Origin of the sequence: Nitratireductor kimnyeongensis (assembly GCF_019891395.1) — a bacterium.
In the GTDB taxonomy this organism is placed as follows: domain Bacteria; phylum Pseudomonadota; class Alphaproteobacteria; order Rhizobiales; family Rhizobiaceae; genus Nitratireductor; species Nitratireductor kimnyeongensis.
Genome location: NZ_CP078143.1, coordinates 3,136,387 through 3,162,832, shown reverse-complemented (window position 1 = coordinate 3,162,832; position 26,446 = coordinate 3,136,387). Strand labels below are relative to the sequence as shown.

The following is a 26,446-nucleotide window of genomic DNA, read 5'->3' as shown; positions in this document are numbered from 1 at the left end:
CCAGGAGCCCTGCTCGGCGGCGAAATGCGTCAGTTCAGAAGCCCTGCATGCTGCATGGCAGCGTCTATGCGCTCTGCCGTCGAGGCTTCAATCGGTACAAGCGGCGAGCGCACGGTGTTTTCCACATGCCCCAGTCGCGAGAGCGCATATTTTGCGCCACAGAGCCCGGGCTCGATAAAGATCGCCTTGTGGAGTGGCATAAGCCGATCCTGCAGCTCAAGTGCCTTTTCCTTGTCATTGGCAAGCGTTGCCGCCTGGAAATCGGCACATAGGCGCGGTGCCACGTTGGCCGTCACCGAGATGCAGCCTACCCCGCCATGCGCATTGAAGCCCAGAGCGGAGGCGTCCTCGCCCGAAAGCTGGATGAAGTCCTTGCCGCAGGTCATGCGCTGCTCGGAGACCCGGTCCACCTTCGCCGTCGCGTCCTTCACGCCGACAATGTTGGAAAAGTCCTTCGCCAGACGCCCCATGGTTTCCGGCGTCATGTCGATGACGGAACGTGGAGGAATGTTATAGATGATGATGGGCAAATTCGTGGCGCGGGCTACGGCGGCAAAATGCTCATAGAGCCCCGCCTGGGTCGGCTTGTTGTAATAGGGCGTGACCACCAGTGCAGCGTCGGCCTTCACCTCTTCGGCAAACCTTGCCAACGCGATGGCCTCACGAGTGGAATTGGAGCCGGCGCCAGCGATAACCGGAACACGGCCCTGAGCGACCTCGACGCAGATCCGGACAACTTCACGGTGTTCCTCATGCGTCAGCGTGGGGGATTCTCCAGTCGTGCCAACCGGCACCAACCCGTTGCTGCCTTCTGCGATCTGCCATTCAACGAGTTCGCGAAACGCTTTTTTGTCCAGGCTGCCATCCTTGGCAAACGGTGTCACAAGCGCTGTGAGAGACCCCCTGAACATAATGTCGAACTCCTGAATGAAATTGATGTGCGTGCCAGCCCAAGCTGGCGCCGAATGCTTCTAACCGAAGATCAGGCGGCGCACCATAGTCTTGCCATCTCTTGCCCGCAAGAATCCTGCAAAGATGGTGTGTTACGCCAGCATCCGCAGGCTCTGCACCATCCTGCAATGACAAACCAGTCGTTGGGCTATGTCACAACCTAACGGGTGCAAGATTCAGGACGTTTGCGTATGACGATAAAGGTGGCGTTTGTTGCGCTCCTTCTTCTCTCGGCTCCTTGCATCGCCAAGGCACAGTCCCTGCCGGACATGGGCCCAATTCCTTTCGCACGTCCAGACGTCTTCAATTCGCCCGCTTCAGCGATCGAAGCCCTGACAAACACCGCAGCCGTTGGACCGAATGTAATCAATGATCCGGGCGGACAATCAGCCAATCAGCGAGCGTTGATCGCGGGGCTCGATGCGCTTTCAGGCGGCGACCCCGCAACCGCTCGCACACTGCGCGATCACTTGCAGGAGAAAAGTCTTGAACGGCGGATTCTGACCTGGGCGCTTGCGCTTTCGGCAAGCGAAACTTTTTCGAGCGCTGAGATCACCGCCCTTGCCATGGAATTGAAAGACTGGCCGGGCATGCTAACGCTGCGAGAGCATGCAGAACGTGCATTGCATCGCGAAAAACAACCACCTCAGGTTGTCACGAACCTGCTGGGCGACGCAGCCCCCAGAACCTTCGAGGGGACGGTCGCCCTCGCCCAGTCCTACCTCGCTCTGGAAGACAAGGAAAAGGCGCGTGCGCTCGTTTCAAGGTTTTGGCGCTCGGCAAAGCTTGATACCTCGAGAGAAACGTTTTTTCTCGACGCTTTCGATGACCTGCTCTCCCAAGCGGATCACCGGGTTCGTATGGAGCGAATGCTCTATGAGAACCGGGTACGCTCGGCGGAGCGGGTCGCCGCGCGCGCCGGGGGATCGGCATTGATGAAGGCATGGGCTGCGGTTATTCGCGGCGACCGGAATGCCCAAGCGCTGCTCGATGCAGTGCCAGAGACAGAACAAAGCGCCGGATATATTTTCGCAAGAGCACGCTTCCTGCGGCGCGCAGAACAGTTTGAGGAGGCCGCGAAGCTAATGCTGACCGCGCCACGCGACGCAGAAAGCCTGATCGACCCGGACGAATGGTGGATCGAACGGCGCGTGCTCTCACGCGAGCTTCTCGATATTGGAGACGCCGAGACTGCCTACAAGCTGGCCGCGGCTCATTCTGCCGAGAGCCCTTCCCGTGCAGCCGATGCGGAATTTCATGCAGGCTGGTATGCTTTGCGCGCACTGAAAGATCCCGCGAAAGCTGCTCCCCATTTTGCACGAATTGCGGCTGTCGCGGAGGGGCCGATATCGAACGCGCGGGCCAATTACTGGCTGGGAAGGGCTGCCGAAGCAGGCGGTCCCGGTGAAGCAACTGCGTATTTTGAAGAAGCAGCGCGCTTTGGCGCCACTTTCTACGGCCAGTTGGCGACGGCCAGGCTTGGCTCGACCACGCTTGCGGCGGCAGCGCCGGAGCCGACGGATGAGGACCGTCGCCACTTTTCCGCCCGTGAAATGGTGCGTGCGATCCAGAGTCTCGAGCAGACCAATCATGCATGGCGTGCAGGCAGCCTTTACCGGAAACTGGCGGAAACGCTTGAAAATCCGGGTGAACTGACCTTGCTTGCCCGCATGGCAGAGGCGCGCGGCGACTATACGACCGCGCTGCGGGTTGGAAAGATCGCGGGAGGCCGGGGGTTAGACATTGGCGCATTGGCGCATCCCGTGGGCGCGATCCCGGCAGCCGCCTCTATCCCCTCCGCCCGTCAGGCGCTCGCTTATGCGATTGCACGGCAGGAAACGGAGTTCAACGCGGCCGCAGTTTCCCCGGCTGGAGCCCGAGGCCTGCTCCAACTCATGCCTGCGACGGCCCAAGAGATGGCAAGAAAGAGTGGTCTTCCGTATTCTCGAGCGCGCCTGACCTCCGATCCGAGCTACAATGCAACCTTGGGTGCGGCATATTTGGAAGAGCAGCTTTCACGCTTCAACGGATCCTATATCCTCACCTTTGCCGGCTATAACGCCGGCCCCAGCCGGGCCAATGAATGGATGGAACGCTATGGGGACCCCCGTGGAAAGCCCGTGGAAGAGGTCGTCGACTGGATCGAACGCATCCCCTACTCCGAAACGCGGAACTATGTTCAAAGGGTGATGGAGAACCTTCAGGTCTACAAGATGAGACTGACCGGTCGGTTCGATGTTCTCTCCGACCTTTCGGCCGGGGGATGAGTGGTCGCATGGTCGCTACCGCGTCTTAAGGGCACAGTATGCAGGCGACTCAGTCTTTTTAAATTTCATGCTTCGCGGCTGAAAAGTATCAGGTCGGCCCATTCGGCGCGAAAATGCGTTATGTACAGCGTGGCTGAAGAGATCAGTGCTGGTCACCCACGGGGGATAAGGTGCCTGAAAACGGTTTTCGCGATGTGTTTTATTCTGCGCAGGATGGATTGAACCTCCATGCGCGCGTCTATGGTGAAGGCAATCCGGGACTGCCCGTGGTATGTCTGCCCGGCCTGACACGAAATGCCCGAGATTTCCACGCGCTCGCCGAAAAACTATCCACCGGTGAAACCGCAGGGCGGAAGGTTATTGCTTTCGATTACCGCGGGCGTGGCCTTTCAGACTACGATCGGGACTGGCGGCGCTACGATGTAACGGTGGAGGCTGCCGACATCGTTTCAGGTCTCGCTGCACTCGGAGTGGAACACGCAGCGTTCATCGGCACGTCGCGCGGCGGGCTCATCATCATGGCCCTTGCAGGCTCTCGCCCCACCCTCATCAAGGCCGCGGTGCTCAACGATATCGGTCCCGTGGTGGAAGGCGACGGCCTTGCGCAGATCCGCGCGTATCTTCAACGTGCGCCCACCCCTGCCACGTTGGCTGAAGCGATCGAGATCCAAAAAACCGTTCATGCCGAGGCTTTTCCCGCGCTGGATGAAAGCGACTGGGAAAGGTTCAGTGCTGCGCTCTACAAAGAAGACCGGGGTCGCTTGCGGGCGGATTTTGATCCCAACCTTCTGAAACAGCTGAAGGCCATTAACCTGGACAAGCCTTTGCCCACTCTCTGGCCACTTTTTGGCGGGCTGGCAGCCATTCCGCTATTGGCCGTGCGTGGAGAAAACTCCCGCCTTTTTTCGAGCCGCACCCTTGAGAAGATGGCCGCGCGGCACCCGACAATGCAGCAGATTGTGGTTCCCGGTCAGGGACATGCGCCGCTTTTGGAAACCGGAAACCTCCCCAAGGAAATATCGGCCTTTATCAAACGTGCAGAGAAGTCGGCTTCAAGCTGAGAGGGAACGAAGGCGTTCTCATACCTTCGTTCCTTCACTACGCTCAAAACTTGCGTCTCCCTGGCAACGGCGTGGTATCGCGGAGGAAGACTAAGCCCGCTTCGTGACCCCGGATTTGGAACAACGCTCCAGAACACCGACACACGGATCCAGATCACCTGTCGCCAGATGCGCATAACGCATGGTCATCGTCAGTGTCTGATGGCCGAGCCACATCTGCACACGCCGCAAATCTATACCGCCCTGAACGAGACGCGATGCACAGGTGTGGCGCAGCACATGCGGCACCACCTGAGTGTCTTGCGACAATCCCACCTCCGCCTTGGCCTCATTCCAGATAACCCTGTATTGCGCCTGCCGGAGCATGGCGAAGGGCCCTTTGTGGCCGTCCTTGGGGATGTCTGTGACTTTCTGCGCGCGTTTGGTCAGCGGGACGGATCGCGCACGCGCGGATTTGGTGATCCAGAAGCTCGCGCGCCCCTCGCCGACATCGTTCCAGGTCAGACCAATGGCTTCTCCAAGACGACAGCCTGTGTCGACCAGAAACACCGAGAGCCGCCATGCGTCCTCACTGCGCCGGCGAATTGCGGCAAACAGCATCTCTTCTTCATTGCAGGAGAGGAAGCGGATACGCCCAGAACGCTCCTTCTGGCGCCGGAATTCCGGCAAGCTATGAATGTCACCCATCTTATGCGCTTTCCGCAGAAGCTTGCTAAGCGCAGCCATCTTTCGATTGATGGTTGCGTTGCTGTTTCCGCGGGCGCGCAATTTTCCGATCAGTTCATCGAGCAGACTTTGCTCGAATGCGCTGAATCGTTTCCCCAACAAGAGCTCGTCCAGCTCCCCGATGAAGAAGGTGACATTATACTTATGCGTACCAGGTTCCCAAAGTATGTCTCCATACTTTGCGAATAGTTCTTTTAAATTGTACTCAGAAACGAGACGCAAATGCTCGCTACCGAACGTGACGGAATAGCGAGACCTGGAAAGGCCCCACTCGCTACCGGAACTGTTGACCGCCCCCATGTCAGGTCACGTCCCGGGCGTTTATGTCAAATGCATGTTCGGTAAAATTCTGAGTTGCGAACCACCCCTTCGAGATAAAAATTCTCGAGTTCCCCAAGTTATTATTGTCCCCAATTAAGGGAACTAGCACTCGCGACTTAGGCCAGTCCAGAAAAAAAAGCATTTTGTCACTTACTTATGGCCCCGCCCTAGTGAGCCCCTGACGGCGGGTAATGGTTTCTCCTTCCTGGAGATTTCAAAGAAAACTATCGAACTCGCCCTTGAGAGAGCCTGGCTGAAGAACTCGCTAAACCCTGTCACCCGAAGCATTTGCGCTAAACGCGCCCGCTACCAGCGAGGCCTTCAAAACCAAAACCCGGCAGATTGCTCTGCCGGGTTTCGTAGTCTTAGCCGGACTTCTTAGAAGTCACGCTGGAAGCGGATGAAGCCGCTCCAGTTGTCTTCGTTGCCAGCCGGCGTATCGAGCTTGCCGTAGTTGACAGCGAGCTTGGTGTTGAAGTTCTCAACGATCTCGTAGTCAACCGTGAGACCTGCGCTGAGGAAGTTCACGTCGCCACCTGCGAGCGAGGAGACAAAGTCGTGACCGACGTTGTCATAGTACTGAGCGCCGATAGACGCTTTCAGCTTCGGCGTGAACTTGTAACCGATCAAACCACCGATCGACCACTCCGAACCGAAACGGATCGTGGACGGGATGCTCGTTCCAGTCACGTTGAACGGATCGGTCGAGTAGAAGTTGATGCCGCTTTCGTAGGTGGCAATTGCCTCTGCCCACAGGCGATCGGTCAGATTGGCCTTCACGATTGCCTTAAGAGCGAACTCTTCTGCGGTGGCATCGTAAGCTGCCCACAAGTCAGCAGAGCCCCAGCCCTGAGCGATACCGACCTTACCAACGACGTTCGGGGTGTAGTCGTAGTTCGTGTCAGCTTCTTCGAGAGCGAGCGTGGCGGTTACGCCATTGCCTGCTGCGAAGGTGTAGCTGATGAAGTGAACGCGATCACCACCACCGTTGTCGAACTCGCCGGACAGACCCGCATCATAGAGCGTGTCGGACAGACCCATGGAGAGGCCGCCGAGCGAAATGATTGCCTGCTGCAGACCGAGGCTGGAACCAACGCCGAGCGACAGAGCGTCACCGTCGTTGACACCAGGAGCCGGAAGCGGACCAGCAGTGGTCAGCCACGGGCTACCGGAATCCGGAGCGTAGCCGGTATGGTTGCTGTCGCCGCGAAGCTTGATGAATGCGCCAAGCGTGCCGTACTCGGTCTCGGAACGAGCGTCGAAGTTCACTTCTGCGCGTGCAAACTTCTTCCAGCCGTCGTCGTTCTCATCCCAGTTGATCTGGTAACGGACCATACCGCTGATGCGGAGGCAGGTCTCGGTGCCGGGGATGTAGAAGAAGCCTGCGCCGTAGACGTCGCAAACGCGGACATATTCCATCGGCTCCGGCTCGGGGACGACGATCGGGTCGGCCGCCTTGGCGCCGGTTGCAGCAGCTGCGAGAGCTGCGGAGCCAATCAGAAGGCTCTTGAGTTTCATGTTCTGACCTCCAGTCAGAATCATGGAATACGGCGATTTGAGCGCCTTCCGAGGTGGGCAGGATTTTTGCTAACACATTGAAAAACAAGCGGAATACGAGATCCAACAGGCAGCAGACAAGTTTCCGCCATTCGCGACAATGAAAATCATGAAGGAAAAGAATGGCGGAGAGGATGGGATTCGAACCCACGAGACCCTTTTGGGGTCTACTCCCTTAGCAGGGGAGCGCCTTCGACCACTCGGCCACCTCTCCGGCGAGACGCTGGATAAAGAAAAGCAGCCGCACAATCAATACGGCATTCGAAATTCGATGCTTTATTATAAGGAAAATCTTCCATGCGGCGGGCAATCTCCGAGCAGCCGGATGAATCGCCAGGAATCAACATGGAGAATCGCGCAGCTCTCCAACGATGATTCTCTCCCTGGAAAGCGGGATTCAGCCCAAAGCTACGGTAAAAGCCGCACTCACAACCCGTTGGTTATGCCCTTATCGGGGGTTCAAATGTTAAGAAAGACTTACCCGGCGGCTCAGATCGTGTCATTTGTGCAACAGCCGTTCCGGATAGACCACTGCAAGGGGGGCTGGCTGCGTAATCGCGGTTGAACCTGGCGTCCCCATGAGTAATGTCAGGCTCGGAAAGGGGGCGCGAAAGCGCGAACTTTTCTTTTCTTGGGGATGGGGCAGGGAACGCTGTCCTTCAGCAAAATACCCAGACCCGCATTTAGAACTTTGACTGGAGGTCAGAACATGAAACTCAAGAGCCTTCTGATTGGCTCCGCAGCTCTCGCAGCTGCTGCAACCGGCGCCAAGGCGGCCGACCCGATCGTCGTCCCCGAGCCGGAGCCGATGGAATATGTGCGCGTTTGCGACGTCTACGGCGCAGGCTTCTTCTACATCCCCGGCACCGAGACCTGCCTCCGCATCAGCGGTATGGTCCGTTACCAGATCGGTTACTCCGATGGTGACTTCGGCGACTCCGAGGGCTGGGACAAGTATGCTCGCGGCGAGCTCAACATCGACGCGCGCTCCGAGACCGAGTACGGCACGCTTGGCGCATGGATCAAGCTGCGCGGCACGTCCGGCAACACCGGTGCTCTCCCGACGATCGGCCTGAACGACGGCGACGCCTACTCACACGGTGTGACCAGCTCGGGTGTGAACCTGCAGCAGGCAGTGATCTCGCTCGGCGGCCTCTCCATGGGTATGTCCGACTCGATCTGGGATACGGGTCTCCATGGCGAGCAGGACCGCGGCTACTTCCCGTACTCGCGCGTTCACTTCATCGGCTATAACTTCGCAGCAGGCAATGGCGTTACCTTCGCCGTCATGCTCGAAGAAGCTGATGACGACTACGACTGGACGCCGAATGTTGTCGGTAAGGTCGGCATCGCTCAGGGCTGGGGCTCCGCAGACCTCTATGCCGCTTACGATGCGACGGCTGAAGAATTCGCAGTCAAGGGTATCGTCAAGGCGAACCTGACCGACCGCTTCTTCATCGAAGCTCTGGCACAGTACGAAAGCGGCGTAAGCTTCTACTCGGCCAACCCGTTCGACGGTATTGCTACCGTGACCTACGGTGGCGTGGAAGTCATGCCGGGTGCAGAATGGTCGCTCGCTGGTGTCATCGGCTTCAAGGCTACGCCGAAGCTGACCGCCTCTCTCGGCGCCGCTTACTACAGCGAAGTCGGTCATGACGTTGTCTTCACCGACGTCAACGCCTGGAACGTTGGCACGACCATCGACTACGAGATCGTCGAGAACTTCAACGCGAAGCTCGCAGTCAACTACACCCAGTTCGACACGCCGGCTGGTGATCTCGACCAGTGGCACGGCTTCCTGCGCTTCCAGCGCGACTTCTAATCAGAAGAGCCGTAAAGCTTGAAGCGGGGCCTGGCATTTGCCAGGCCCCGTTTTTTTTCGCGCTGTTCTTGGTCATCGCCGCAAAGGCGATTTCACACTTACCTGGCTTGATGTAGGGTCGCCGCGTTCAATTAGAGAAAGCACAGACCAGACACGGCCCATGACACGACGCCCACCGCTTACCCCACTTGCACAATCTCTCCCTTCCACCGTGCCCTTCGTGGGGCCGGAAACGCAGGAGCGTGCCGCCGGACGCCCTTTTCGCGCCAGACTCGGTGCAAACGAAAATGGCTTTGGTCCCTCGCCCCGCGTCTTTGAGGCCATCGGGAGCGCGGCGCATCATGTCTGGAAATATGGGGACCCCGAGAGCTCCGATTTGCGAACAGCCCTTGCGGGCGAGCACGGCGTCAAGCCGGAGAACATCGTTGTCGGAGAAGGCATCGATGGCCTCTTGGGGCTTGTGGCCCGATTGTTCATCGAACCGGGGACACCGGTCGTCACATCGCTGGGCGGGTACCCGACCTTCAACTATCATGTGGCCGGCTTCGGAGGGCGGCTGGTAACCGTTCCATATGCAGGTGATTACGAAAACCTGGAAGGGTTGCGTGACGCCGCCCTCGCCGAGAACGCGCCACTGGTCTATCTCTCAAATCCCGACAACCCGATGGGTACGTGGTGGGAAGCCGACGAAATACAGGGGTTCATCGAATCTTTGCCTGAAACCAGCATGCTGATTCTAGACGAGGCGTATGGCGAGACAGCGCCGGCAAGCGCCCTGCCCCGTTTCGAGCCCGACCGGCCGAATGTCTTGCGCATGCGCACCTTTTCCAAGGCCTATGCATTGGCCGGAATGCGCTGCGGCTATGCAATAGGCGAGCCCGAGACAATCCGTGCCTTCGACAAGATCCGCAATCACTTCGGAATGCCCGGCATCACGCAGGCGGCAAGCCTGGCCGCACTGCAAGACAAGACATATCTGCGCGAAACACTTCATCGTATAGGCGTTTGCAGGGACCGGATCGCTGCGATCGCTTCGGCCAATGGACTGGATTCAATTCCCTCTGCCACGAATTTCGTGGCCATCGACTGCGGCGGAAAATCAACAGCCGAAGCCGTGATGCAGGGCCTGCTTGAACGCGATGTATTCGTGCGTAAACCGGCGACACCCGGGCTCGACCGATGCATACGCGTGAGCGTCGGTCCGGATCAGGAAATCGATGTCTTCGAGGAAGCGTTCGCCGAGGCGTTGGCTGCCGCGCACAACCAACGCTGAAGGATCTGTCCAGAAACGAGAACGGGGAGCCGTTCCGACGCTTTCGCCATGGGCTGTCCCCCTCATATCCCAAAATGATGTTCAGGCCGCCAGCGCCGCGCGTGTTCTACCGATCATGAGAGCGGCGTTGGCCGCCTCGCGCCCCTTCTCAATGAAATGCTCGCGATAGATCACTGTGTGATGCTCGGTGGGTTGAAAATGATGCGGCGTGAGCGAGACCGACAGCACGGGCACGCCCGTATCGAGCCCTGCGCGCATCAAACCGTCGATGACGGCCTGCGCGACGAAATCGTGCCGGTAAATCCCGCCATCCACGACGAAGGCCGCAGCGGCAACAGCCGCATATCGCCCCGAGGCCGCAAGATCGCGCGCGACCAACGGTAGTTCGAAGGCGCCGGGCACGTCGAACACGTCCACCTGGTCGGCCGGAATCAGCTCGCAAAAGCCTTCAAGCGCGCGATCGACGATATCGGCGTGCCAGTTGGCCTTGATGAATGCATAGCGGGTGTGTGTCATCGTGATCTCCTTTCGCAACAGACACGTCACCCAAGGCGATCACGGGCGATGAACGGCTGCCGGGATACCGGCACACGAACACCGCGCGTTCTCTTCCATCCGGACTGTCACCGTCGGCCCAGGAATTTCACCTGATCTGCTGACCCTTCCCGCAATTTTGCGAAAAGGCGCTCGCGGGCTTGCGGCCAGTTCCGCTTACCGCCGGTGGGGAGTTTCACCCCGCCCTGAGAACGAGGCGAAGATAAGCACACGACTCGTCGGCGACAAGCCGCAAAATGCGGTTTGACGGTGTATCTTTACAAGCGACGAAGATGATTGTCCCAGGTCGGTGCAGCGGGATCGGTAGCGCGAACATTTTCCATCGGCGTGTCCGGGCCGGTACGGACGATCGCACCGCGTCCGCTTGTTTCCAGAAGACGGCGATTGGCCAACGGTGCGATCCCACATCCGTCCTTGAGCGACCGCTCACCGAGGCAGCGGCCCGATCGGGCATCCCAGAAAACGGCCAGCCCGCCGCGCGGCGAGGAGGTGGCCACAATCTCTCCGGACGAATCGGTGGCCACGGAACCAATATAATTATCGAGCGCCGTCAGCGTCGCTTCCGGTCCGGGGAAAAGCTCAATCGTCTGGCCTCGCCTATGGCGCCCCACCAAGGGCGGACGCAGATCATCCTCGCCCTGATACTGCGCTCCGAACCAGACCGCACCGAAGCGATCGAGTGTCAAGTGACGAATCGAGAGCTTGTGCAGTTCTGGAGCAAGGTCCACTTGCTCGACCATATCGCCCGTCTCGATATCCACATAAGAGAGGCTGGGTTTCATCGTCGCCAGATTGAGCTTGATCCGTTCATAGTCGGGATGGGTGAGAATACCACCATTGGCAACACAAAGCGTCCTGCCGTCTGCCAGAAGAATTACCTCGTGCGGCCCGATGCCGCCGGTCCCGAACTCGCCGATGCGACGGAACCCGGCGGTGGCATCGTAAACACCAGTGACCCCGCGCTCGCCTTCGAAGTCATTTTCCGTCGCAAACAGGAGTTTGCCATCCGGAGTGAAGCCACCGTGGCCGTAAAAATGCCTGTCAGGTGGTGGAGCGAAGGCGAGCGGCTCACCTTTGCCATCAACCGAAAAGGCGATGGCGAAACGACCTGGCGAACGCGCAAAGGCAACGGCGCGCCTTCGTGGTGCGTCAATGGCGAAAGAATGCCCCCGCGCCTCCAGCGGCAGAATGAGGCGGTCGCGCCCGGTCGCATCGATGACAGCAGCTTCGAATGCCCCTGCATTGAGCCGAGCTCCAAGGAACAGCGCCTCCTCCTCCGCCGCCATCGCGCCATGGGGGCGGAACGCTGACGCGGCGGCCAGGGCGAGAAATGTCCGTCGATCAATCTCCATCGAGCGCATTGAACCCCATCACCAATCCGAGTGCGCCCGAGAGCTCTCCGTTAAGCGTGTGCTTCGCCCCCTCCATGGCAATCGTCGCATAGGAGATCCGCCCACGGTCCTGCTCCTCGGAAAACGCGGCTTCCGGTGCCGTTTCAACCGCAAGCAGGGTCTCGCGGGCGTGTGAGAGGTCGAAATTCATGCCACGGCCATAGCCATTGACGAGTTCGGAGGGGCCGTCAACGAAGCCGGCGGCATCGATGAGCCGTTGAACGCCCTCGATCTGACCGGCGACGAAAGCGAAGGTCTGGCCGCTGCGCCAGAATGGCGCGCGCTTGCCACGGGCTTTCTCCACGGTTTTGCCCAGAGCCGGGAGCAGTTCGGCATTGCGTGCGAATTCCAGTGTGGTGCCTGCGGCCTTGACGATTTCGCCGGCCACTTCGGCCTTTGAACGGTAAGGATCACGGTCGGCCGCAGGCGAGATGAAAGAAACGCGGAACGATGTTCCTTCGGCCCAGGCCGCTTCCAGTTGCGTGGCAATATCTGCAACGTTGTTGGCGATCGTCAGGGCGTAATTGCAACGCCGAGCGTCCTCAGCCAGTGCGTCCCCGCCTGTTCCAAAGAGCACGTAATCGAGTGCCGGCAGCCCCTGCAGCGCGACGCTCTGATCGGCAAGATCGCTCGGTAACGGCTCCTCCGTGGCAAGCAATCCCTGCACCTGGCGAAGGGTTACACCGCGTGTATCCGGCCAGAAGAAGATACGTTCGAAACGGTTATCGGCCACCAATGGACCGAACCGCAACACGGAGACATGGGCAAAGGCGGAAAGCGTATCGGAGAAGCCTGTTCGCACAGCACTCATTTCAGGTGCAGAACCACCTTTGCAGACCGCGTTCAGCGCCCCGGAAAGTGTGCTGCTCGTCTCGCTGAACCGGGCGAGAACGGGCGTGATGTAATGCTCCAAAACCCTGTTTCCGATCTCCGGAGCAATCGTGTCCGGCTCATCCTGCCCGAATGCCGGCATCGTCAGCATGCACACAGTCAGAAAGGATCGGAAAAGGCGGTAATACATAAAGGTTCTCCGTGACCAGGTTCGTTGTGCTGGCTGTCGCACCGAAGGGAGAGGAGATGTGCGAGGGCTGGCCGGAAGCCGGAGACCGACTCCCCTTTGGGCTTACTCTTCCAGAAAGCCTGGAGCAAGGGCGTCACGCCTTGCGCGGCAAAAGTTGATTCCGCAGGACAGGAAGCTGAAGGCCATCATAACCGGTGAGCGGCTGGGCATTGTAGAGCCCGTTCAGCACCGCTTCTTCCGCCGCTTCGAGAGCTGCAAGCAGAAAGGGATCAAGCCGAGCCTCCCCGAGGCGCTCGATGGCGTCGACCTCGCTGTCGATGGTAAGACGGTTGGCGGTCGAAAAAGCAAGGGCTATGTCACCGCTTTGATCTCCCCAATAACTGCCAAGACGCCCCAGCGCGGCCCCGGCCCGCCGCGAAAGCCTCGAGAGCTGGCGCGAATCAAGCGGCGCATCGGTGGCGTAGACGATGATCACCGAGCCTTTGTCGGCCGGGTCACCACGCCCGGTCTCCGGCGTTCCAATACGCTCTCCCAAAACGCGTAGATCGCCGGGCCGTCCGAAATTGGAAAGAACAAGCGCGCCAAGCACATACTCTTGACCAGATGTCAGCGCCACGCGTCGCGAGGCGCTGCCGATGGCTCCCGCGAAGCCGAACGTCCGCATTCCCGTACCGGCCCCCACAGTGCCTTGCGCAAACTCCGGGCTGGCCGCAGAAATGGCCTGGTCGGCCATGGCTTCCGTTACAGCCAGAGCCTGAATGTCACTGACGCGTCCGTCATTGCATTCCAGAACGAGCGGGTTGACCGTGGCGCGACTGCGACCGATGTCCGGGTTTTGTTCAATCGCCCTGCGGATCAGCGCCGTGGTGCAGGCGGCGACACCGAATGTGTTGGTGAGAAGGATCGGCGTTTCGATACGTCCAAGCTCAGCGAGTTGCAGGAGCCCCGCGCTCTTTCCAAAACCGTTCAGCACGGCTAGTCCGGCCGGTACGGGATAGCGGAAGAGGTCCGCATCGTGCGGCACGACAGCTGTGACCCCTGTCCGAGCCGCGCCCTCCAGACAGGTCACATGGCCAACGGTCACGCCCGGCACATCAGCGATGGTGTTGGCGGTGCCCGTAGGCAGATCCCACCAGCTATCCGCGTCTTGAGCCACGGACCGGATCGAGAAATTCATATGATCGCCCCTGTCATGAATCGCCGAAATTCGACTAGATTAGCTGCCTGATTTCCAGTCCCATGAACCCTCGCCTGGAAAGCATGGCGCTTGCAAGCCCATCGTGTGCGTGCGATGTTAAGGAGGCGTCCAGGCGACCCGCCCAAGCGGCCATGCCGCCAGACGCCCAAACACCTCTCCCAATTCCGAATGACTGACGCAGAGCCTTCGCGCCAGCTCGCAGGTGTTTTTCTCCTCCGTTTCCAGATTGTTCACCCATGCTTATCAACGCATTTCCGGGGTTATCCATGCCTTCAAGGCTTTTTCTGCCGGTGCTTGCACTGGTCGTCTTCTTCGTCGGTGCGACGGAATTCATGATCGCGCCCATCCTGACACCCATAGCGTCGGCTTTTGATGTGTCACCCGCTGCAGCTTCCTGGCTGATCTCCGGCTACGCCCTTTCCTATGCGATTGGAGCGCCGATTGTCGGCCTTCTCGCCCACAAGGTCGACAGGAAGCAACTCCTGCTTTGTGCGCTGGCGCTCCTCGCAGCTGACGGGCTTGCGGTGGCCTTTGCGCCAACGCTTGGTTCTGCCATTCTCCTTCGTGTGCTTGGCGGAGCGGCAGCGGCGGCGCTCATCCCCGCCACTTTTGCTCTGATTGCCGACCGATTGCCTGATGCGGACCACACCCGGGCCATGGGGCTCGTCATGCTGGGCATGACAGCCGGGATTGCACTTGGTCCGGCACTCGCCGGTGTTCTCACACAAACGATCGGCTGGCGCGCCCCCTTTCTGGCGAGCGCCGCCGGCTGTGTGGCGCTGATGCTGCCAGTCAATCTCATTCTGAAAACCGAAAGCCCCCCTCCGTTCAGGCGGGGCCGGCCCTGTTTCAAAGATCTCAAGAGAACTATTCTCATGTTGATTGCGGCCAAGGCACTTTGGAACGGATCCGCTGTTGCCGCTTTCGGTCTCAGCGGTGAATTTTTGCGTGAGCGATTTACGATCAACACATTTCAGACTGGTCTTTCGGTTGCCGCCTTCGGTATCGGATTGGCATTTGGGAACCTCTCAATCGGCATTGCCAAACGACTGTTAAGAGACGATCAGACATTGCTCCTCGGGGCCCTGCTTTTGCTTGCTTTCACCTTGAACCTGTTTCTCTTCGCACCGCTCCCGCTATATGGGGCCGTTCTATGCCTTGGAGGATGGGGCGTGGCGCTGGGATTTGCCGCCCCGGCGAGCACGGCCATGATCGCCCAGCGCGCGGGTCGGGAAAAAGGGTTCCTCCTCGCGCTCTCCGAAAGCGCCAACAACCTCGCATTGCTTTCAATGCTCTCTGTCGCAGCACTCTTGCTGGAAGCATTCGGGGCTAAGGCTGCGGGCGCCACGCTCGGCATCGGCCTGTCCTTTGGTACCGGCCTTCTTCTCCTCTATATTTTGGTCCAGATCCGGGTTCGAAGATGTGCCGCTGGCTCTTGTGGGAGATGCCGGCGCGATTAGGTTTAATCTCTGCCCACCTTGCCGAAGTGGAGGAGATATGGGGCCGTTTGTGATCCTGGCCGGCGTGTTTGCTGTTTTCATTCCGGCGCTGATGCTGCCGGGACCGGATTTCATTGCCGTCGTGCGTTCCTCAATGACCCGCGGAACAGTGGCCGGACTGTGGACGACACTCGGCGTCTCGCTTTGCCTTGGTATTTACGCAGCCCTCAGTCTTGCTGGTCTTTCCGCGATCCTGATCGAATATCAATTGCTGGCGTGGGCGGTGCGCATCCTGGGCGGCTGCTATCTCATTTATCTGGGATTCAAACTGCTTTTTGCCCAGCCCGTACGACTGGAAATGAGGGAGCACGGCGACAAGCCCAAGGGCAATCCGCTGGTGTTTGGTTTTCTGGTGACATCGACCAATCCCAAAGCGATTGTCCTCTTCACAAGCGTTTTTGCCACCGCGGTCACGGAGAGCACACCATTCTGGTTGATGTTGCTGATGGTCGTTCTTGTGATTGGAAGTGCGCTGGTTTGGTATACCCTTGTTACGCTTTTCATGTCTTCAGCGCCGATCATTCGACGCTTTCAACACCTTCAGCATTGGATAGAGCGCGCCGCCGGCGTGTGTTTCGTGGCCATCGGAGGCCGGATCCTTTCGGATGCGCGCAATCCGGTAGCACCCTGATTTTTGCAAGGTTCATAGATGGATATGGATGACGCTGTTCTTCTCCTGATCGATTTCCAACAGGCCTTCGACGGCCCTCCATGGCCGCAACGCTGGAACGGGGACGTCGACCAGAACGCGCTTGCCGTACTTGAAGCCTGGCGGAAGGCTGATCGGCCCATAATTCACGTACGACATGATTCCGTCGAAACCGGCTCTACGCTTCGCGCCGGCGAACCTGGCCATGCTATGCGCCCGGGGTTTACTCCGCTGCCTGGCGAACAACTCGTGACAAAGAGCGTCAACTCGGCATTCATCGGTACCGATCTTGACCTCAGGCTACGCCGGCTCGGTGCGAAAACAGTGATAACGTGCGGCATTTCCACCGACATGTGCGTCTCGACCACGATCCGCACAGGCGCCAATATGGGTTGGTCCATGGTTCTGGTGGAGGACGCCTGCGACTGTTTCGACCTTCCCGACGGACAAGGTGGAACGATTCCTGCAAGAGACCTGCATCGCGCCCATGTCACTACACTCGGCTTTGAATTCTGCGGGGTCACGACAACCAAAGCGCTCCTGCAAACTCTTTGAAACGGCGCTAAAAAACTCTGGAACCTATTTCGGCCACTCCCGTTTTCTTCGCAACGGAGCCACCTGTGTCAACCGGGCACGACGGTATGGAGAACAGGATCGATTTTCCCGGTTTCCCGCCCTGGCATCAACGCATCGGCATACGTGCTTCTGTCCCGTCCGGGTGGCTCCGTATTTCACCTCATCCCAAGCGGTGCTTCTTGAGCGTGCAAGCAAAGCCCTACGTCTGCCTGGGCCTTGGATTTCTCCTTGGGCCTTGAATTAATTGAACGTTCGTTTTATTATTTTCCCGAGGAGATCCCATGGCTCGCACGACCGGTTCCGATGGAGAGAAGACCGAAGCGGCGATCCGCGACGCCGCGCTCGACCTAATCGCGCGTCTCGGTTTCGAGGCCATGTCCATGCGCCAGCTCGCGAGCCAGGTGGGCGTTCAGCCTGCCGCGCTCTACCGCTATTTTCCGACAAAGGAAGTTCTGCTTTACGCGCTCATGCGCGAACATATGGAAAATCTGATCGGTTCCTGGGGGGAAGCGCGTCCTGCTGAAGGCTCGATTGAAGAAAAGCCTGCAGGACGCCTCGCTGCTTTCGTTGAAAACCACATCCGCTTTCACTTGGCTCGTCGCAACTCCACGCATGTGAGCAATCTGGAACTGCGCAGCCTTTCCGAGGAACGCCTCAAGCGCATTCTCGACCTCCGCAGCGAGTATGAGGGCGAACTCAGAGGCATTCTGACTGATGGTCGGCGCGACGGGGTGTTCCGGATTGACGACGTTTCACTGACCGCCATGGCGATCATCCAGATGATCACGGGTGTGATCGTTTGGTTTCGCCCTGAACTGCGGCTTTCTGAAGATGAAGTCGCTGCCAATTACCACACCATGACCATGCGCCTTGTGGGCGCGGCGATGTGATCGGAGGAGACCGATGTATACCGGATCGATGAATTTCGGACTTGGCGAGGACATCGACGCGCTTCGGGAGATGGCACATCGCTTCGCACAGGAAAAGATTGCCCCCCTCGCTGCAGACATCGATGAAAGCAACGAATTTCCCGCCCATCTCTGGCAGGAGATGGGGGCTCTTGGCCTGCTCGGCATGACCGTCGATCCCGATTATGGCGGCTCGGGCCTCGGCTATCTGGCGCATGTGGTGGCCATGGAGGAAATCTCGCGCGCATCCGCCTCGGTCGGCCTCTCCTATGGCGCGCACTCCAATCTGTGCGTGAACCAGATACGCCGCTGGGGAAATGACGCACAGAAGGAGAGATATCTGCCCGCCCTGTGCTCTGGCGAGACGGTGGGCGCACTCGCCATGTCGGAGACGGGTGCCGGTTCGGACGTCGTTTCGATGAGGCTCCGGGCGGAAAAGCGAAACGACCGCTTTGTCCTCAACGGCTCCAAGATGTGGATCACCAACGGGCCCGACGCCGGCACACTGGTGGTCTATGCAAAGACCGATCCAAACGCTGGACCGCGCGGCATTACGGCCTTCATCATCGAGCGGGACATGAAGGGGTTTTCGGTTGCCCAGAAGCTCGACAAGCTCGGCATGCGTGGATCCAACACGGGCGAACTGGTGTTCGAAAACGTCGAAGTGCCATTCGAAAACATGCTGGGCGAGGAAGGCAAGGGCGTGAATGTCTTGATGTCGGGTTTGGACTATGAGCGCGTGGTGCTGGCAGGCGGACCCGTGGGCATCATGGCTGCCTGTCTTGATGTCGCGGCCCCCTATGTGCGGGAGCGTGAGCAATTCGGCCAGGCCGTCGGCTCTTTCCAACTCGTACAGGGCAAGCTGGCCGACATGTACACGACGATGAATGCATGCCGCGCCTATGTGTATGCCGTGGCTGCCGCCTGTGACCGGGGAGAGACAACCCGCAAGGATGCGGCAGGCTGCATTCTCTACGCTGCCGAAAAGGCGACACAAACCGCGCTGGACGCGATCCAGCTACTGGGCGGCAACGGCTATGTGAACGAGTTTCCGGCAGGGCGGCTTTTGCGGGACGCGAAGCTCTATGAGATCGGCGCCGGCACGAGCGAAATCAGACGTTGGCTGATCGGACGCGAGATGATGTCGGAGACGTGAGAACCATGTCCCCTCCCATGCGTTGACCTCGGTCACACACATCAGGAGATAAACCATGCCACTCAATGACCTGCAAAAGCGGCTCGCGGACGATGCAAACTCAGACTTTTCCGGGTTGAGAGCCCTGTTCCTCAACACCACACTGAAGCCAAGCGACCGCGCTGCATCGCATACCGAAGATCTGATGCGAGATTCAATCGCCCTCATGGAGCGTTGTGGCGTTGCGGTTGACTATCTTCGCGCCGCCGATTTCAACATTGCCTTCGGCATCGCCCCAGACATGCGTGAAGAAGGCGCGCCGGCCGATGACTGGCCGGAAAAGATATGGCCGAAGGTCAATCAGGCCGACATCCTGGTGATCGGCACTCCCATCTGGCTTGGCGAGGAGAGCTCCATCTGCCGCGTGATCATAGAGCGGCTTTACGCCCATTCGGGGCAGCGCAACGCCAAGAACCAGTATATTTACTATGGAAAGGTTGGCGGAACGATCATCACCGGCAATGAGGATGGCATCAAACACGTGGCCAAAACCGTCCTCTATTCGCTGCAGCATATCGGCTACACCATCCCGCCTCAGGCCGATTGCGGCTGGATCGGCGAAGCCGGGCCCGGCCCTTCCTATGGCGACGAGACCGGAGAAGGCAACCGGGCCGGTTATGACAGCGCGTTCACGCGCCGCAACCTCACCTTCATGACCTTCAATCTTATGCACATGGCACGGATGCTGCGCGATGCGGGCGGCTTGCCAGACCATGGGAATCAAACCACGGATTGGGCATAGTGCCCCCTTCGCCGCAGGAGATCGCATGACCGTCCTTCAATCGCAGCTTTCCCCCTCTTCCGACACCTACAAGGCAAATTTCGACCGCATGCAGGGGCTTGTCGCGGAGATGGCAGAGAAGGCTGCCGTCATCGAGCGCGGCGGAACGGATGAGGCCCGGGTACGCCACATCAAACGTGGCAAGCTCCTGCCGCGCGAACGGCTTGCACAACTGCTCGATGTGGGATCTCCCTTTCTCGAAATCGGCCAATTCGCCGCCTTCGACATGTATGGTGGGCAGATTGCTTCCGCAGGACTGATTGCCGGAGTGGGCCGCATTGAGGGGCAGGAATGCGTTGTCGTTGTCAACGATGCGACCGTGAAAGGCGGCACGTATTATCCTCTCACGGTGAAAAAGCATCTGCGTGCCCAGGAAATTGCGCTGGAGAACAATCTTCCCTGCATCTACCTGGTGGATTCGGGCGGTGCGAACCTGCCCAATCAGGATGAGGTATTTCCCGACCGCGATCATTTCGGCCGCATTTTCTACAATCAGGCGAACATGTCGGCGAAAGGCATTCCGCAAATCGCCTGCGTGATGGGATCATGCACCGCGGGCGGCGCCTATGTGCCGGCGATGAGCGACGAGACGGTGATGGTGAAGGGTAATGCCACCATCTTTCTCGGCGGGCCGCCGCTGGTGAAGGCGGCGACCGGTGAGGTCGTCACTGCGGAAGAGCTCGGGGGAGCAGAGGTCCACACGCGTGAATCGGGCGTTGCCGACCATTACGCGCTGGACGACGAGCATGCCCTTGCCATCGTGCGGCGCATCGTCAAAAACCTGAATCGAAAGAAAAGCCTAGCGCTTGATCTTCGCAAACCGATTCCGCCCGCCTTCGATCCTCTTGAGATCTACGGCATCATTCCCGCAGACACCCGTCAGCCCTATGACGTGCGCGAGGTGATCGCGCGTGTGGTGGACGGTTCCGAATTCGATGAGTTCAAGGCCAATTACGGAACAACGCTCGTCACCGGCTTTGCCCACATTTACGGCATGACCGTGGGAATTCTGGCGAACAACGGCGTGCTTTTCTCCGAAAGCGCGCTGAAAGGCGCCCATTTCATCGAATTGTGCTGCCAGAGAAAGATCCCGCTTGTCTTCTTGCAGAACATCACCGGCTTTATGGTGGGGCGCAAATACGAGGCTGGCGGCATCGCGCGCGACGGCGCGAAACTGGTAACCGCGGTTGCGACGGCGCAGGTGCCGAAGGTCACAGCCATCATCGGTGGTTCGTTCGGGGCCGGCAATTACGGAATGTGCGGCCGCGCCTATTCACCCCGCTTTCTGTGGATGTGGCCCAATGCGCGTATTTCAGTGATGGGTGGTGAACAGGCGGCGACCGTCCTGTCCATCGTCAAACGCGAAGGCATCGAACGGAAGGGGGAGAGCTGGAGTGCGGAGGAGGAAGCCGAGTTCCGCCGCCCCATTCTCGAAAAATATGAACGCGAGGGCCATCCGCTCTATTCGAGCGCACGTCTTTGGGATGACGGAATTGTTGATCCCGCGAAGACGCGTGAGGTGCTTGCCCTGTCATTAGGAGCAGCGTTGAACGCGCCGATCTCAGATACCAAGTTCGGTGTTTTCAGAATGTAGAATGCGGACAGGCAGCATCAATTGCTGCGCTGCCGGTCCCCATTGATGAACTCCATAACGAGGCGGTGGACATTGCCCCCATCGCCCATTTCGACGCGATCGAACTCGCGGCTGCGCTGTCGCTGTTCCTCTGAGAGTCTTCCCAAATGCTCCTGCAGTGACGCGCGCACCTTCTGACATCCAGGATCGTTCTCGGCCCGCAATCCGACCGACACGGCTTCAATCTTCTTCACCATGTCGGTGATGACCTCTCCATGGACGCGCTCATGCGCCTTGACCCCTTCCAAAAAGCGCTCCCAGGATGAACGTGTCTGCGATGAGAGCGATCCGGAAATCTGCGGCAGACGGTAGGTGATGATCAGCTTTGGTATGGCTGAAGCCAAAACGCAGGCACCATCCTTGCGGGGCTGATAATCCCGACGCCAGGTCAGTTTGAAATCCGTGTAGGCGATAACCCGACGCACGCCGAGTTTGGGTCCGCGCTCCCCGATGGACCTGTAGAGATCCAGCGCCGTGGAACCAGAGATCACATAGGGTTCGACGCGTTCAATCGGCTTCCAGTTCGCCAGCGCCATACTGGGAAACAATGCCGTCACCACGGCTAAGAAGGTCCAGCGTATTCTGGCCAATTCCGATGCCCCATTCGTTTCCAGCGGCACCCATTACAGTGCCATTCTTGACCTAGCAGATCGCCAGGGCCTCTGGAAAGACGCCCTGGCGTTTGAATGACGGACCTGTTTCAAGACACAACCTTGTCGAAAAGACGACACACGATGCTTTGTCAGAAGCGGGTGCGGGCGCCTCCCCCCACGAGCGGCGCCCGCTTCGGGCGTCAGAACTTTCCAACCACGTTGAGGAAGGCTCCACGGTCATCCAATGTGAGGTCGCGGAGATCGTCTGAGAAGCGCCCGAAATTGTAACCGGCACCGACCTTGAAGTTGTTGCCGACATGCCTGTAGAGGGCAGCGAGAGCGCCATAGTCCATCGATTGAATCTCCGGAAGGTAGAAGGCCCGGCCTTCGAGCATCGCGTCCCAGTTCTTGACCACATGCAGATCGGCACGAAGGATACCCAGATGTGCTGACGATTTTTCCCAATCGCCCATGGAACCGCTACCGTCGGTGCTTCTTGTGCGGATCTCGCCCAACCGCATGCCGTATTTGCCGCCGACGGACAGCCACGGGAGGAGGTCATAGGTCAGATCGGCCGAGACGATGTGGCTGCGTTGGAGTGGTCCGTTGGTGGAGCGCGTCTTGCTGCTGATCTGGTCGTTGCCTGGAAGATTGTAGAGATAGGTGTACCTGAACAACGCGTTCAGCAGATCGTTGTCCACGGGGCGATAGGCGTATCCCATCGAACCTTCGATATAATCTCCATTATAGTAAGTGCCCGCCGGCGTTTGCGAGATGACAGCATCCACACTTCCGAGAACCCTGCCATAACCATCATGGTCCATACTTGCGCCGGCGCTCACGACATAGGTGTTACGATTTCGTGTTTCGTCTTCGGACCGTTCCAACCTGGCTTCACCACGAAGGCGAGCGCTGACACCCAGTTCTTCGTCCTTGAATCCCACGCCAAGCGATCCGGCGTAACGTTCGAAATCGGAATATTGCTTTCCGGTAGCGCTGTTGACGCGATCATCCTCGATATTGCCGGCCTCGAAACCGCCATCGACCGTCCAGGCAACATCGGGTGTGTAGATGACACCGTATCGCTGAGCCAGGGAGTTCCGGCGTCCGAAGAGATCGACATCGGCTTCCGAATAGGCCGAGACCACATCACTCATCCGTTTTTTGACGCCGGCAACGACTGCGCCGTGGTCGCGTCCCTGCAGATCATAGCCATAGCTGCCGTCAGTGGCCCGGTCAGGATCAAGCCGATAGCCGATATAGTAATGATCTTCAGGTGTCGGGTCATAGGTCAGAGCCGCCAGCCCGCCAATTCCTGACTGGCCCCAAGACACCTCACCCTCGGCGCCAAGTTTTTCACTCAGTCGCACTTCCGCGCCAACGCCGTAGCGATCGTTTTTAGAAATATTCCCCTTCCGATCGACCGTGCCCTGAACAAAACCATAATAGAGATAATCATCGTTTTGCCGGTAATCGACGCGCAACCCAGCATCCAAGCGTCTGCCGTCATATCCAGATTTACCGGATGTGATCGCCCCCGGCGAATAGAGCTTGGAATAGGCGACACCGAAAGCCGCCTTCCAATAAGCATCGAAGACGTAGCTGACCTCCAATTCCGCATCACTCTGACTTCTCCCTTCTGCGGTTTGATAGTCGTCATATGAAAGTTTCATGTTCATGCTGGCGCTCAAAGGGACTTCCAGCTCCGCGCCCCAGCTGCGCTCGTCCGCATCCACCTGTTCGGTCACACTGGAGAAACCAGCTTCCTTCTGTTCGAAATAGCCCCCGATTGTGCCGGCGGTTCCCAGAAGGCGGAAATCTTTCAAGGCCATCTGACCACGCAGACTCCAAGCCTTCGCCGATAGCCCTTCACGTCCAGCGGTATCCTGATCCGACAACGACAAACCACCATCCGTGGATCGCGAGATGCCAAAGCCGGGGCCCTTCGAGTAGGCGAGCTCACCGTCGATATAGGTTTCCTCAGAGCGTTGAACCCTGACGTCCGCGCCGTAGGCCTTCTGGTCTGACAGACCTGTGGAGTCCTTTATGCCTGTGGCGCCCAAGCGCACATGCTTCCCGAGCCAGGTCTGCGCACGTCCACCATAGACATAGTCGTCCATTTCACCGGAGCGTGAACGATATTCATATTGCGCCACCATGTAGGCCTTGTATCCGCCCAGAGCTCCATTCCGTATCGCTCCATCGTCGACTGAGCCGGAAGAGAGGGGCGCATCAAGTATGACGACACCCTGCAGATAATCGATGGTGTAGTCCTCGCCGTACACCAGCGCGCGTCTTTCGATAACCCGGCCAGTCACCTTGTCTCGGTACTCAATATGCAATGTTTCCGAGCCTTCGATTATGCGCTGGCGCTTTAGGAAGTAGGCCGAACCACCTGTTCCCAGGAATTCGTCGCGCTGCGGTAGCGTTTCCGGTTTGGCGGCAAAGGCCGTCGCCTCGAATTTCGGTTGCCCGTTGGCGGTATTGCCCGGTGAACGAAGGACCACCTCAGCGCCATAAAGGCCACGGTCCACCTGCAGGAAGCGTGTCCCCGAGATCTTGGTCTTGTAGTTGCCCCACATGACGTGACTCTCACCCCGTGCCAGGCGCACGTAGAATTTCCCGTTGGTCGGCGCATCCTCAACCGAGGTGGAATCGTCGCCGTAGACGGGGTAATATTTGTCAGGGTCAATGCGGCGGAGAAGTTCCCTGGGGTCTCTCGCATCGAGATCCCGGAAAAGATTCTTGATCTCGTTCTCGCCCGTGTCAGCGGCCGCCGTCAGCAGGAATTTGCCCTTGATTTTACCGCGGAGATAGAATGCCAAGCGGCCGGAATTCCACACCTTGTCGAATTCACCGGTCCGCACTTCCTCGATGCCGCTGTCGCCAGTTCGTTTTCCAACCGTGAAATCTGCAAGAGCAACATAGAACCAGTCATTGGTCGGAATGTTCACGTCCCGACTGAAATAGAGGCCGCCCGACTTTGACCCTCCATCAACAGCAACATCGACAACGTGTTGCCCTGGAGGCAGAATGCGCTGGGTGACAAATTTCCCGTCGGGGTCCAGCGGGACAAGTTCGTCGAAAGCAACGATCCCGTATCCTTCAGGAACGTTCTTTCCATAAACCGTTATGGCGCCGCCATAGACTGGTATGTTCCGAAAAGCAGTTCTGTCTTCCGCGTTGCCGGGAGCCACACCATATCCAGAATCGGATAAAAATTCACCGCGCGTGCTGGCGATACCCATAGGCACCGTTTCGTCGAAACGGCCCTTGGTATCGTAGACACGCAGCACATAATGAAACTCGCGTCCGCTTCGTTCAGGCATGACCCAGCCAGCCTCGCCATTTACATTGATGGGGACGACTGCCAAAGGTCGGTTGTTCCAGGCAACATTGCTCTCGAAAATGCGAATTTCCGCTCGGCTGATGAACGCGGGATAATTGGAAGTGGCATAGAATCGAACCGGTTCTCCTTCGCGGAAAATGCGTTGTACGGGCACGGTCGACACATTGAGCAATGGCTCGGTGTCAAGCCCGTCGAACTTGATCTGAATATCCACGGAATTGAGATCGAGGTCGGTCTTGCGCTGTTTGTCTACGGGACGGGCATCGGGCGAGACGCCAAACATGCCTTCATTTGTGATGTGTCCGCTCTCGTCGACAACCTGTCCATCGACGGAGATCACAAACGGAACGGCTGATCGATCGCTTGGCTCAGCGCGTTCTGTGTTTTCGCCGATCCGTAACCGGCCAACCGAGCTGTTGTCCAACATCTTCCCGCGCATTGCAGCGGGACAGGGAGCGCCGCCACAATTGCCTTCGAGATCAATCAGCGGAGGCAGGTCGTCGCCCTTGTATATGGGGGTGGCGTCTCCTGGAACGACCACAGGGGGTCCACCAACCGTCCCCGCCACGGGAGCTCCTCCCACAATGCGGGCGTTCTGTCGCAGAGGTGAGGAAGAGTATATTGGCGGTTCAGGTATAGGTTCCGTCCCCTGCATGTCTGCCGCGAAGAGCGGTCCGATTTGCAGAGTAGTCGAAATCGACACAAGACTACTGGCGAACAGAAAGCGGGATGGTGAATATTTCATCATGGAATTTCCATCTGTTATCTGCTGACAAATTCAGCGAATTGCTCCGCTTCACGCCTCCGAACGTCCCCGGCTCGCGGACCAGCGCGCGGCCGCTACGGTTCGCGGCGGACACAACCCACCGATCCGCTTTTTAGACTGAGATTTTTCGCTACTCGTGTGCCGAAAACTCACGCTTTCTCAGCGTCACAACGCTTCGCCACCCGAGCAGCTCAGACGCGCGTACAGAGTTTCAAAATCAAAATGCGACGAACGCTAACCGGCTGTTTTGAGGAGCGCCCTGGACCAGCCAAACCCAACATGCTGCACACTGCATTGGTTCTTGTGCCGGAAGGCCGATCGTCGTCACCGCGCAAGGCATTTTCCAGCCCTTCG

Annotated in this window: 20 protein-coding genes, 1 tRNA gene and 1 riboswitch; of the genes, 11 read left to right on the top strand and 10 right to left on the bottom strand. The window is 58.6% G+C overall.

From position 1 onward, the window contains the following. Nucleotides 1–29 precede the first annotated feature (29 nt). On the bottom strand, nucleotides 30–911 hold the full coding sequence (gene dapA / locus KW403_RS14975) for a 4-hydroxy-tetrahydrodipicolinate synthase (protein WP_223020245.1): 882 nt from the start codon (nucleotides 909–911) through the stop codon (nucleotides 30–32). Between the two features lie 231 nt (nucleotides 912–1,142). Here dapA and KW403_RS14970 point away from each other — a divergent pair, with 231 nt between their 5' ends. Together KW403_RS14970 and KW403_RS14965 are read left to right on the top strand one after the other, a co-directional pair. Then, on the top strand, nucleotides 1,143–3,218 hold the full coding sequence (locus tag KW403_RS14970; protein ID WP_223020244.1) for a lytic transglycosylase domain-containing protein: 2,076 nt from the start codon (nucleotides 1,143–1,145) through the stop codon (nucleotides 3,216–3,218). Between the two features lie 170 nt (nucleotides 3,219–3,388). Then, nucleotides 3,389–4,279 (top strand): alpha/beta fold hydrolase, encoded by an 891-nt coding sequence (locus tag KW403_RS14965; RefSeq protein WP_223020243.1) that lies wholly within the window; start codon nucleotides 3,389–3,391, stop codon nucleotides 4,277–4,279. 90 nt (nucleotides 4,280–4,369) lie between these two features. Here KW403_RS14965 and KW403_RS14960 read toward each other — a convergent pair whose 3' ends face one another. The 3 genes from KW403_RS14960 to KW403_RS14950 all read right to left on the bottom strand — a co-directional run bounded on the left by KW403_RS14960 (nucleotide 4,370) and on the right by KW403_RS14950 (nucleotide 7,097). After that, nucleotides 4,370–5,305 carry a tyrosine-type recombinase/integrase gene (locus tag KW403_RS14960; protein WP_223020242.1) on the bottom strand — a complete coding sequence of 312 codons (936 nt, stop codon included), beginning with the start codon at nucleotides 5,303–5,305 and terminating at the stop codon, nucleotides 4,370–4,372. 399 nt (nucleotides 5,306–5,704) lie between these two features. Further along, a complete protein-coding gene (locus KW403_RS14955; protein ID WP_223020241.1) occupies nucleotides 5,705–6,844 on the bottom strand; it encodes a porin in 1,140 nt (379 codons plus the stop codon). Nucleotides 6,845–7,006: 162 nt separating this feature from the next. Next, nucleotides 7,007–7,097: transfer RNA gene (locus KW403_RS14950), tRNA-Ser, on the bottom strand. Between the two features lie 495 nt (nucleotides 7,098–7,592). On the opposite strand from KW403_RS14950, the gene KW403_RS14945 reads away from it, so the two are divergent. Together KW403_RS14945 and KW403_RS14940 are read left to right on the top strand one after the other, a co-directional pair. Continuing rightward, nucleotides 7,593–8,705, top strand: a complete 1,113-nt coding sequence (locus KW403_RS14945; RefSeq protein WP_223020240.1) for a porin — start codon at nucleotides 7,593–7,595, stop codon at nucleotides 8,703–8,705. Between the two features lie 160 nt (nucleotides 8,706–8,865). Continuing rightward, a complete protein-coding gene (locus tag KW403_RS14940; RefSeq protein WP_223020239.1) occupies nucleotides 8,866–9,978 on the top strand; it encodes a pyridoxal phosphate-dependent aminotransferase in 1,113 nt (370 codons plus the stop codon). An 81-nt stretch (nucleotides 9,979–10,059) separates the two neighbouring features. On the opposite strand, the gene KW403_RS14935 is transcribed toward KW403_RS14940, so the two are convergent. The 4 genes from KW403_RS14935 to KW403_RS14920 all read right to left on the bottom strand — a co-directional run bounded on the left by KW403_RS14935 (nucleotide 10,060) and on the right by KW403_RS14920 (nucleotide 14,122). Further along, nucleotides 10,060–10,494: a 6,7-dimethyl-8-ribityllumazine synthase gene (locus tag KW403_RS14935; RefSeq protein WP_223020238.1), complete on the bottom strand. Its 435-nt coding sequence runs from the start codon at nucleotides 10,492–10,494 to the stop codon at nucleotides 10,060–10,062. 83 nt (nucleotides 10,495–10,577) lie between these two features. After that, nucleotides 10,578–10,730: riboswitch (FMN riboswitch) on the bottom strand. 60 nt (nucleotides 10,731–10,790) lie between these two features. After that, nucleotides 10,791–11,885, bottom strand: a complete 1,095-nt coding sequence (locus KW403_RS14930) for a DUF1513 domain-containing protein (RefSeq protein WP_246637805.1) — start codon at nucleotides 11,883–11,885, stop codon at nucleotides 10,791–10,793. Continuing rightward, complete coding sequence (locus KW403_RS14925; protein ID WP_223020236.1) at nucleotides 11,875–12,945, bottom strand: imelysin family protein; 1,071 nt, start codon at nucleotides 12,943–12,945, stop codon at nucleotides 11,875–11,877. The genes KW403_RS14930 and KW403_RS14925 overlap by 11 nt, the downstream gene beginning before the upstream one ends. Before the next feature lie 133 nt (nucleotides 12,946–13,078). Then, a complete protein-coding gene (locus KW403_RS14920) occupies nucleotides 13,079–14,122 on the bottom strand; it encodes a P1 family peptidase (protein WP_223020235.1) in 1,044 nt (347 codons plus the stop codon). 287 nt (nucleotides 14,123–14,409) lie between these two features. On the opposite strand from KW403_RS14920, the gene KW403_RS14915 reads away from it, so the two are divergent. The 7 genes from KW403_RS14915 to KW403_RS14885 all read left to right on the top strand — a co-directional run bounded on the left by KW403_RS14915 (nucleotide 14,410) and on the right by KW403_RS14885 (nucleotide 21,345). Beyond that, nucleotides 14,410–15,603, top strand: a complete 1,194-nt coding sequence (locus KW403_RS14915) for an MFS transporter (protein WP_223020234.1) — start codon at nucleotides 14,410–14,412, stop codon at nucleotides 15,601–15,603. A 37-nt stretch (nucleotides 15,604–15,640) separates the two neighbouring features. After that, the gene (locus tag KW403_RS14910) at nucleotides 15,641–16,273 is read left to right on the top strand and encodes a LysE family translocator (protein WP_223020233.1); all 633 of its coding nucleotides are present in this window, start codon (nucleotides 15,641–15,643) and stop codon (nucleotides 16,271–16,273) included. A gap of 18 nt (nucleotides 16,274–16,291) precedes the next feature. After that, on the top strand, nucleotides 16,292–16,846 hold the full coding sequence (locus KW403_RS14905) for a cysteine hydrolase family protein (protein WP_223020232.1): 555 nt from the start codon (nucleotides 16,292–16,294) through the stop codon (nucleotides 16,844–16,846). A gap of 302 nt (nucleotides 16,847–17,148) precedes the next feature. Then, nucleotides 17,149–17,757, top strand: coding sequence for a TetR/AcrR family transcriptional regulator (locus tag KW403_RS14900; RefSeq protein ID WP_223020231.1), 609 nt, complete (start codon nucleotides 17,149–17,151; stop codon nucleotides 17,755–17,757). Between the two features lie 13 nt (nucleotides 17,758–17,770). Continuing rightward, nucleotides 17,771–18,931 (top strand): isovaleryl-CoA dehydrogenase, encoded by a 1,161-nt coding sequence (locus KW403_RS14895; RefSeq protein WP_223020230.1) that lies wholly within the window; start codon nucleotides 17,771–17,773, stop codon nucleotides 18,929–18,931. Nucleotides 18,932–18,986: 55 nt separating this feature from the next. Then, entirely contained in the window at nucleotides 18,987–19,712 is a 726-nt protein-coding gene (locus KW403_RS14890; protein WP_223020229.1) for a flavodoxin family protein, read from the top strand. A gap of 25 nt (nucleotides 19,713–19,737) precedes the next feature. Then, nucleotides 19,738–21,345, top strand: coding sequence for a carboxyl transferase domain-containing protein (locus tag KW403_RS14885; RefSeq protein WP_223020228.1), 1,608 nt, complete (start codon nucleotides 19,738–19,740; stop codon nucleotides 21,343–21,345). 17 nt (nucleotides 21,346–21,362) lie between these two features. Here the strand turns inward: KW403_RS14885 and KW403_RS14880 are convergent, their stop codons facing one another. After that, on the bottom strand, nucleotides 21,363–21,920 hold the full coding sequence (locus tag KW403_RS14880; RefSeq protein ID WP_223020227.1) for a DUF922 domain-containing Zn-dependent protease: 558 nt from the start codon (nucleotides 21,918–21,920) through the stop codon (nucleotides 21,363–21,365). 257 nt (nucleotides 21,921–22,177) lie between these two features. Continuing rightward, entirely contained in the window at nucleotides 22,178–25,894 is a 3,717-nt protein-coding gene (locus KW403_RS14875; RefSeq protein WP_246637804.1) for an SRPBCC family protein, read from the bottom strand. Nucleotides 25,895–26,446 lie beyond the last annotated feature (552 nt).

Excerpts from the sequence above, each read along its gene's own strand:
- dapA (WP_223020245.1), bottom strand. The coding sequence starts at position 911 with ATGTTCAGGGGGTCTCTCACAGCGCTTGTGACACCGTTTGCCAAGGAT.
- KW403_RS14970 (WP_223020244.1), top strand. The coding sequence starts at position 1,143 with ATGACGATAAAGGTGGCGTTTGTTGCGCTCCTTCTTCTCTCGGCTCCT.
- KW403_RS14960 (WP_223020242.1), bottom strand. The coding sequence starts at position 5,305 with ATGGGGGCGGTCAACAGTTCCGGTAGCGAGTGGGGCCTTTCCAGGTCT.
- KW403_RS14955 (WP_223020241.1), bottom strand. The coding sequence starts at position 6,844 with ATGAAACTCAAGAGCCTTCTGATTGGCTCCGCAGCTCTCGCAGCTGCT.
- KW403_RS14945 (WP_223020240.1), top strand. The coding sequence starts at position 7,593 with ATGAAACTCAAGAGCCTTCTGATTGGCTCCGCAGCTCTCGCAGCTGCT.
- KW403_RS14940 (WP_223020239.1), top strand. The coding sequence starts at position 8,866 with ATGACACGACGCCCACCGCTTACCCCACTTGCACAATCTCTCCCTTCC.
- KW403_RS14935 (WP_223020238.1), bottom strand. The coding sequence starts at position 10,494 with ATGACACACACCCGCTATGCATTCATCAAGGCCAACTGGCACGCCGAT.
- KW403_RS14930 (WP_246637805.1), bottom strand. The coding sequence starts at position 11,885 with ATGGAGATTGATCGACGGACATTTCTCGCCCTGGCCGCCGCGTCAGCG.
- KW403_RS14925 (WP_223020236.1), bottom strand. The coding sequence starts at position 12,945 with ATGTATTACCGCCTTTTCCGATCCTTTCTGACTGTGTGCATGCTGACG.
- KW403_RS14920 (WP_223020235.1), bottom strand. The coding sequence starts at position 14,122 with ATGAATTTCTCGATCCGGTCCGTGGCTCAAGACGCGGATAGCTGGTGG.
- KW403_RS14915 (WP_223020234.1), top strand. The coding sequence starts at position 14,410 with ATGCCTTCAAGGCTTTTTCTGCCGGTGCTTGCACTGGTCGTCTTCTTC.
- KW403_RS14910 (WP_223020233.1), top strand. The coding sequence starts at position 15,641 with ATGGGGCCGTTTGTGATCCTGGCCGGCGTGTTTGCTGTTTTCATTCCG.
- KW403_RS14905 (WP_223020232.1), top strand. The coding sequence starts at position 16,292 with ATGGATATGGATGACGCTGTTCTTCTCCTGATCGATTTCCAACAGGCC.
- KW403_RS14900 (WP_223020231.1), top strand. The coding sequence starts at position 17,149 with ATGGCTCGCACGACCGGTTCCGATGGAGAGAAGACCGAAGCGGCGATC.
- KW403_RS14895 (WP_223020230.1), top strand. The coding sequence starts at position 17,771 with ATGTATACCGGATCGATGAATTTCGGACTTGGCGAGGACATCGACGCG.
- KW403_RS14890 (WP_223020229.1), top strand. The coding sequence starts at position 18,987 with ATGCCACTCAATGACCTGCAAAAGCGGCTCGCGGACGATGCAAACTCA.
- KW403_RS14885 (WP_223020228.1), top strand. The coding sequence starts at position 19,738 with ATGACCGTCCTTCAATCGCAGCTTTCCCCCTCTTCCGACACCTACAAG.
- KW403_RS14880 (WP_223020227.1), bottom strand. The coding sequence starts at position 21,920 with ATGGCGCTGGCGAACTGGAAGCCGATTGAACGCGTCGAACCCTATGTG.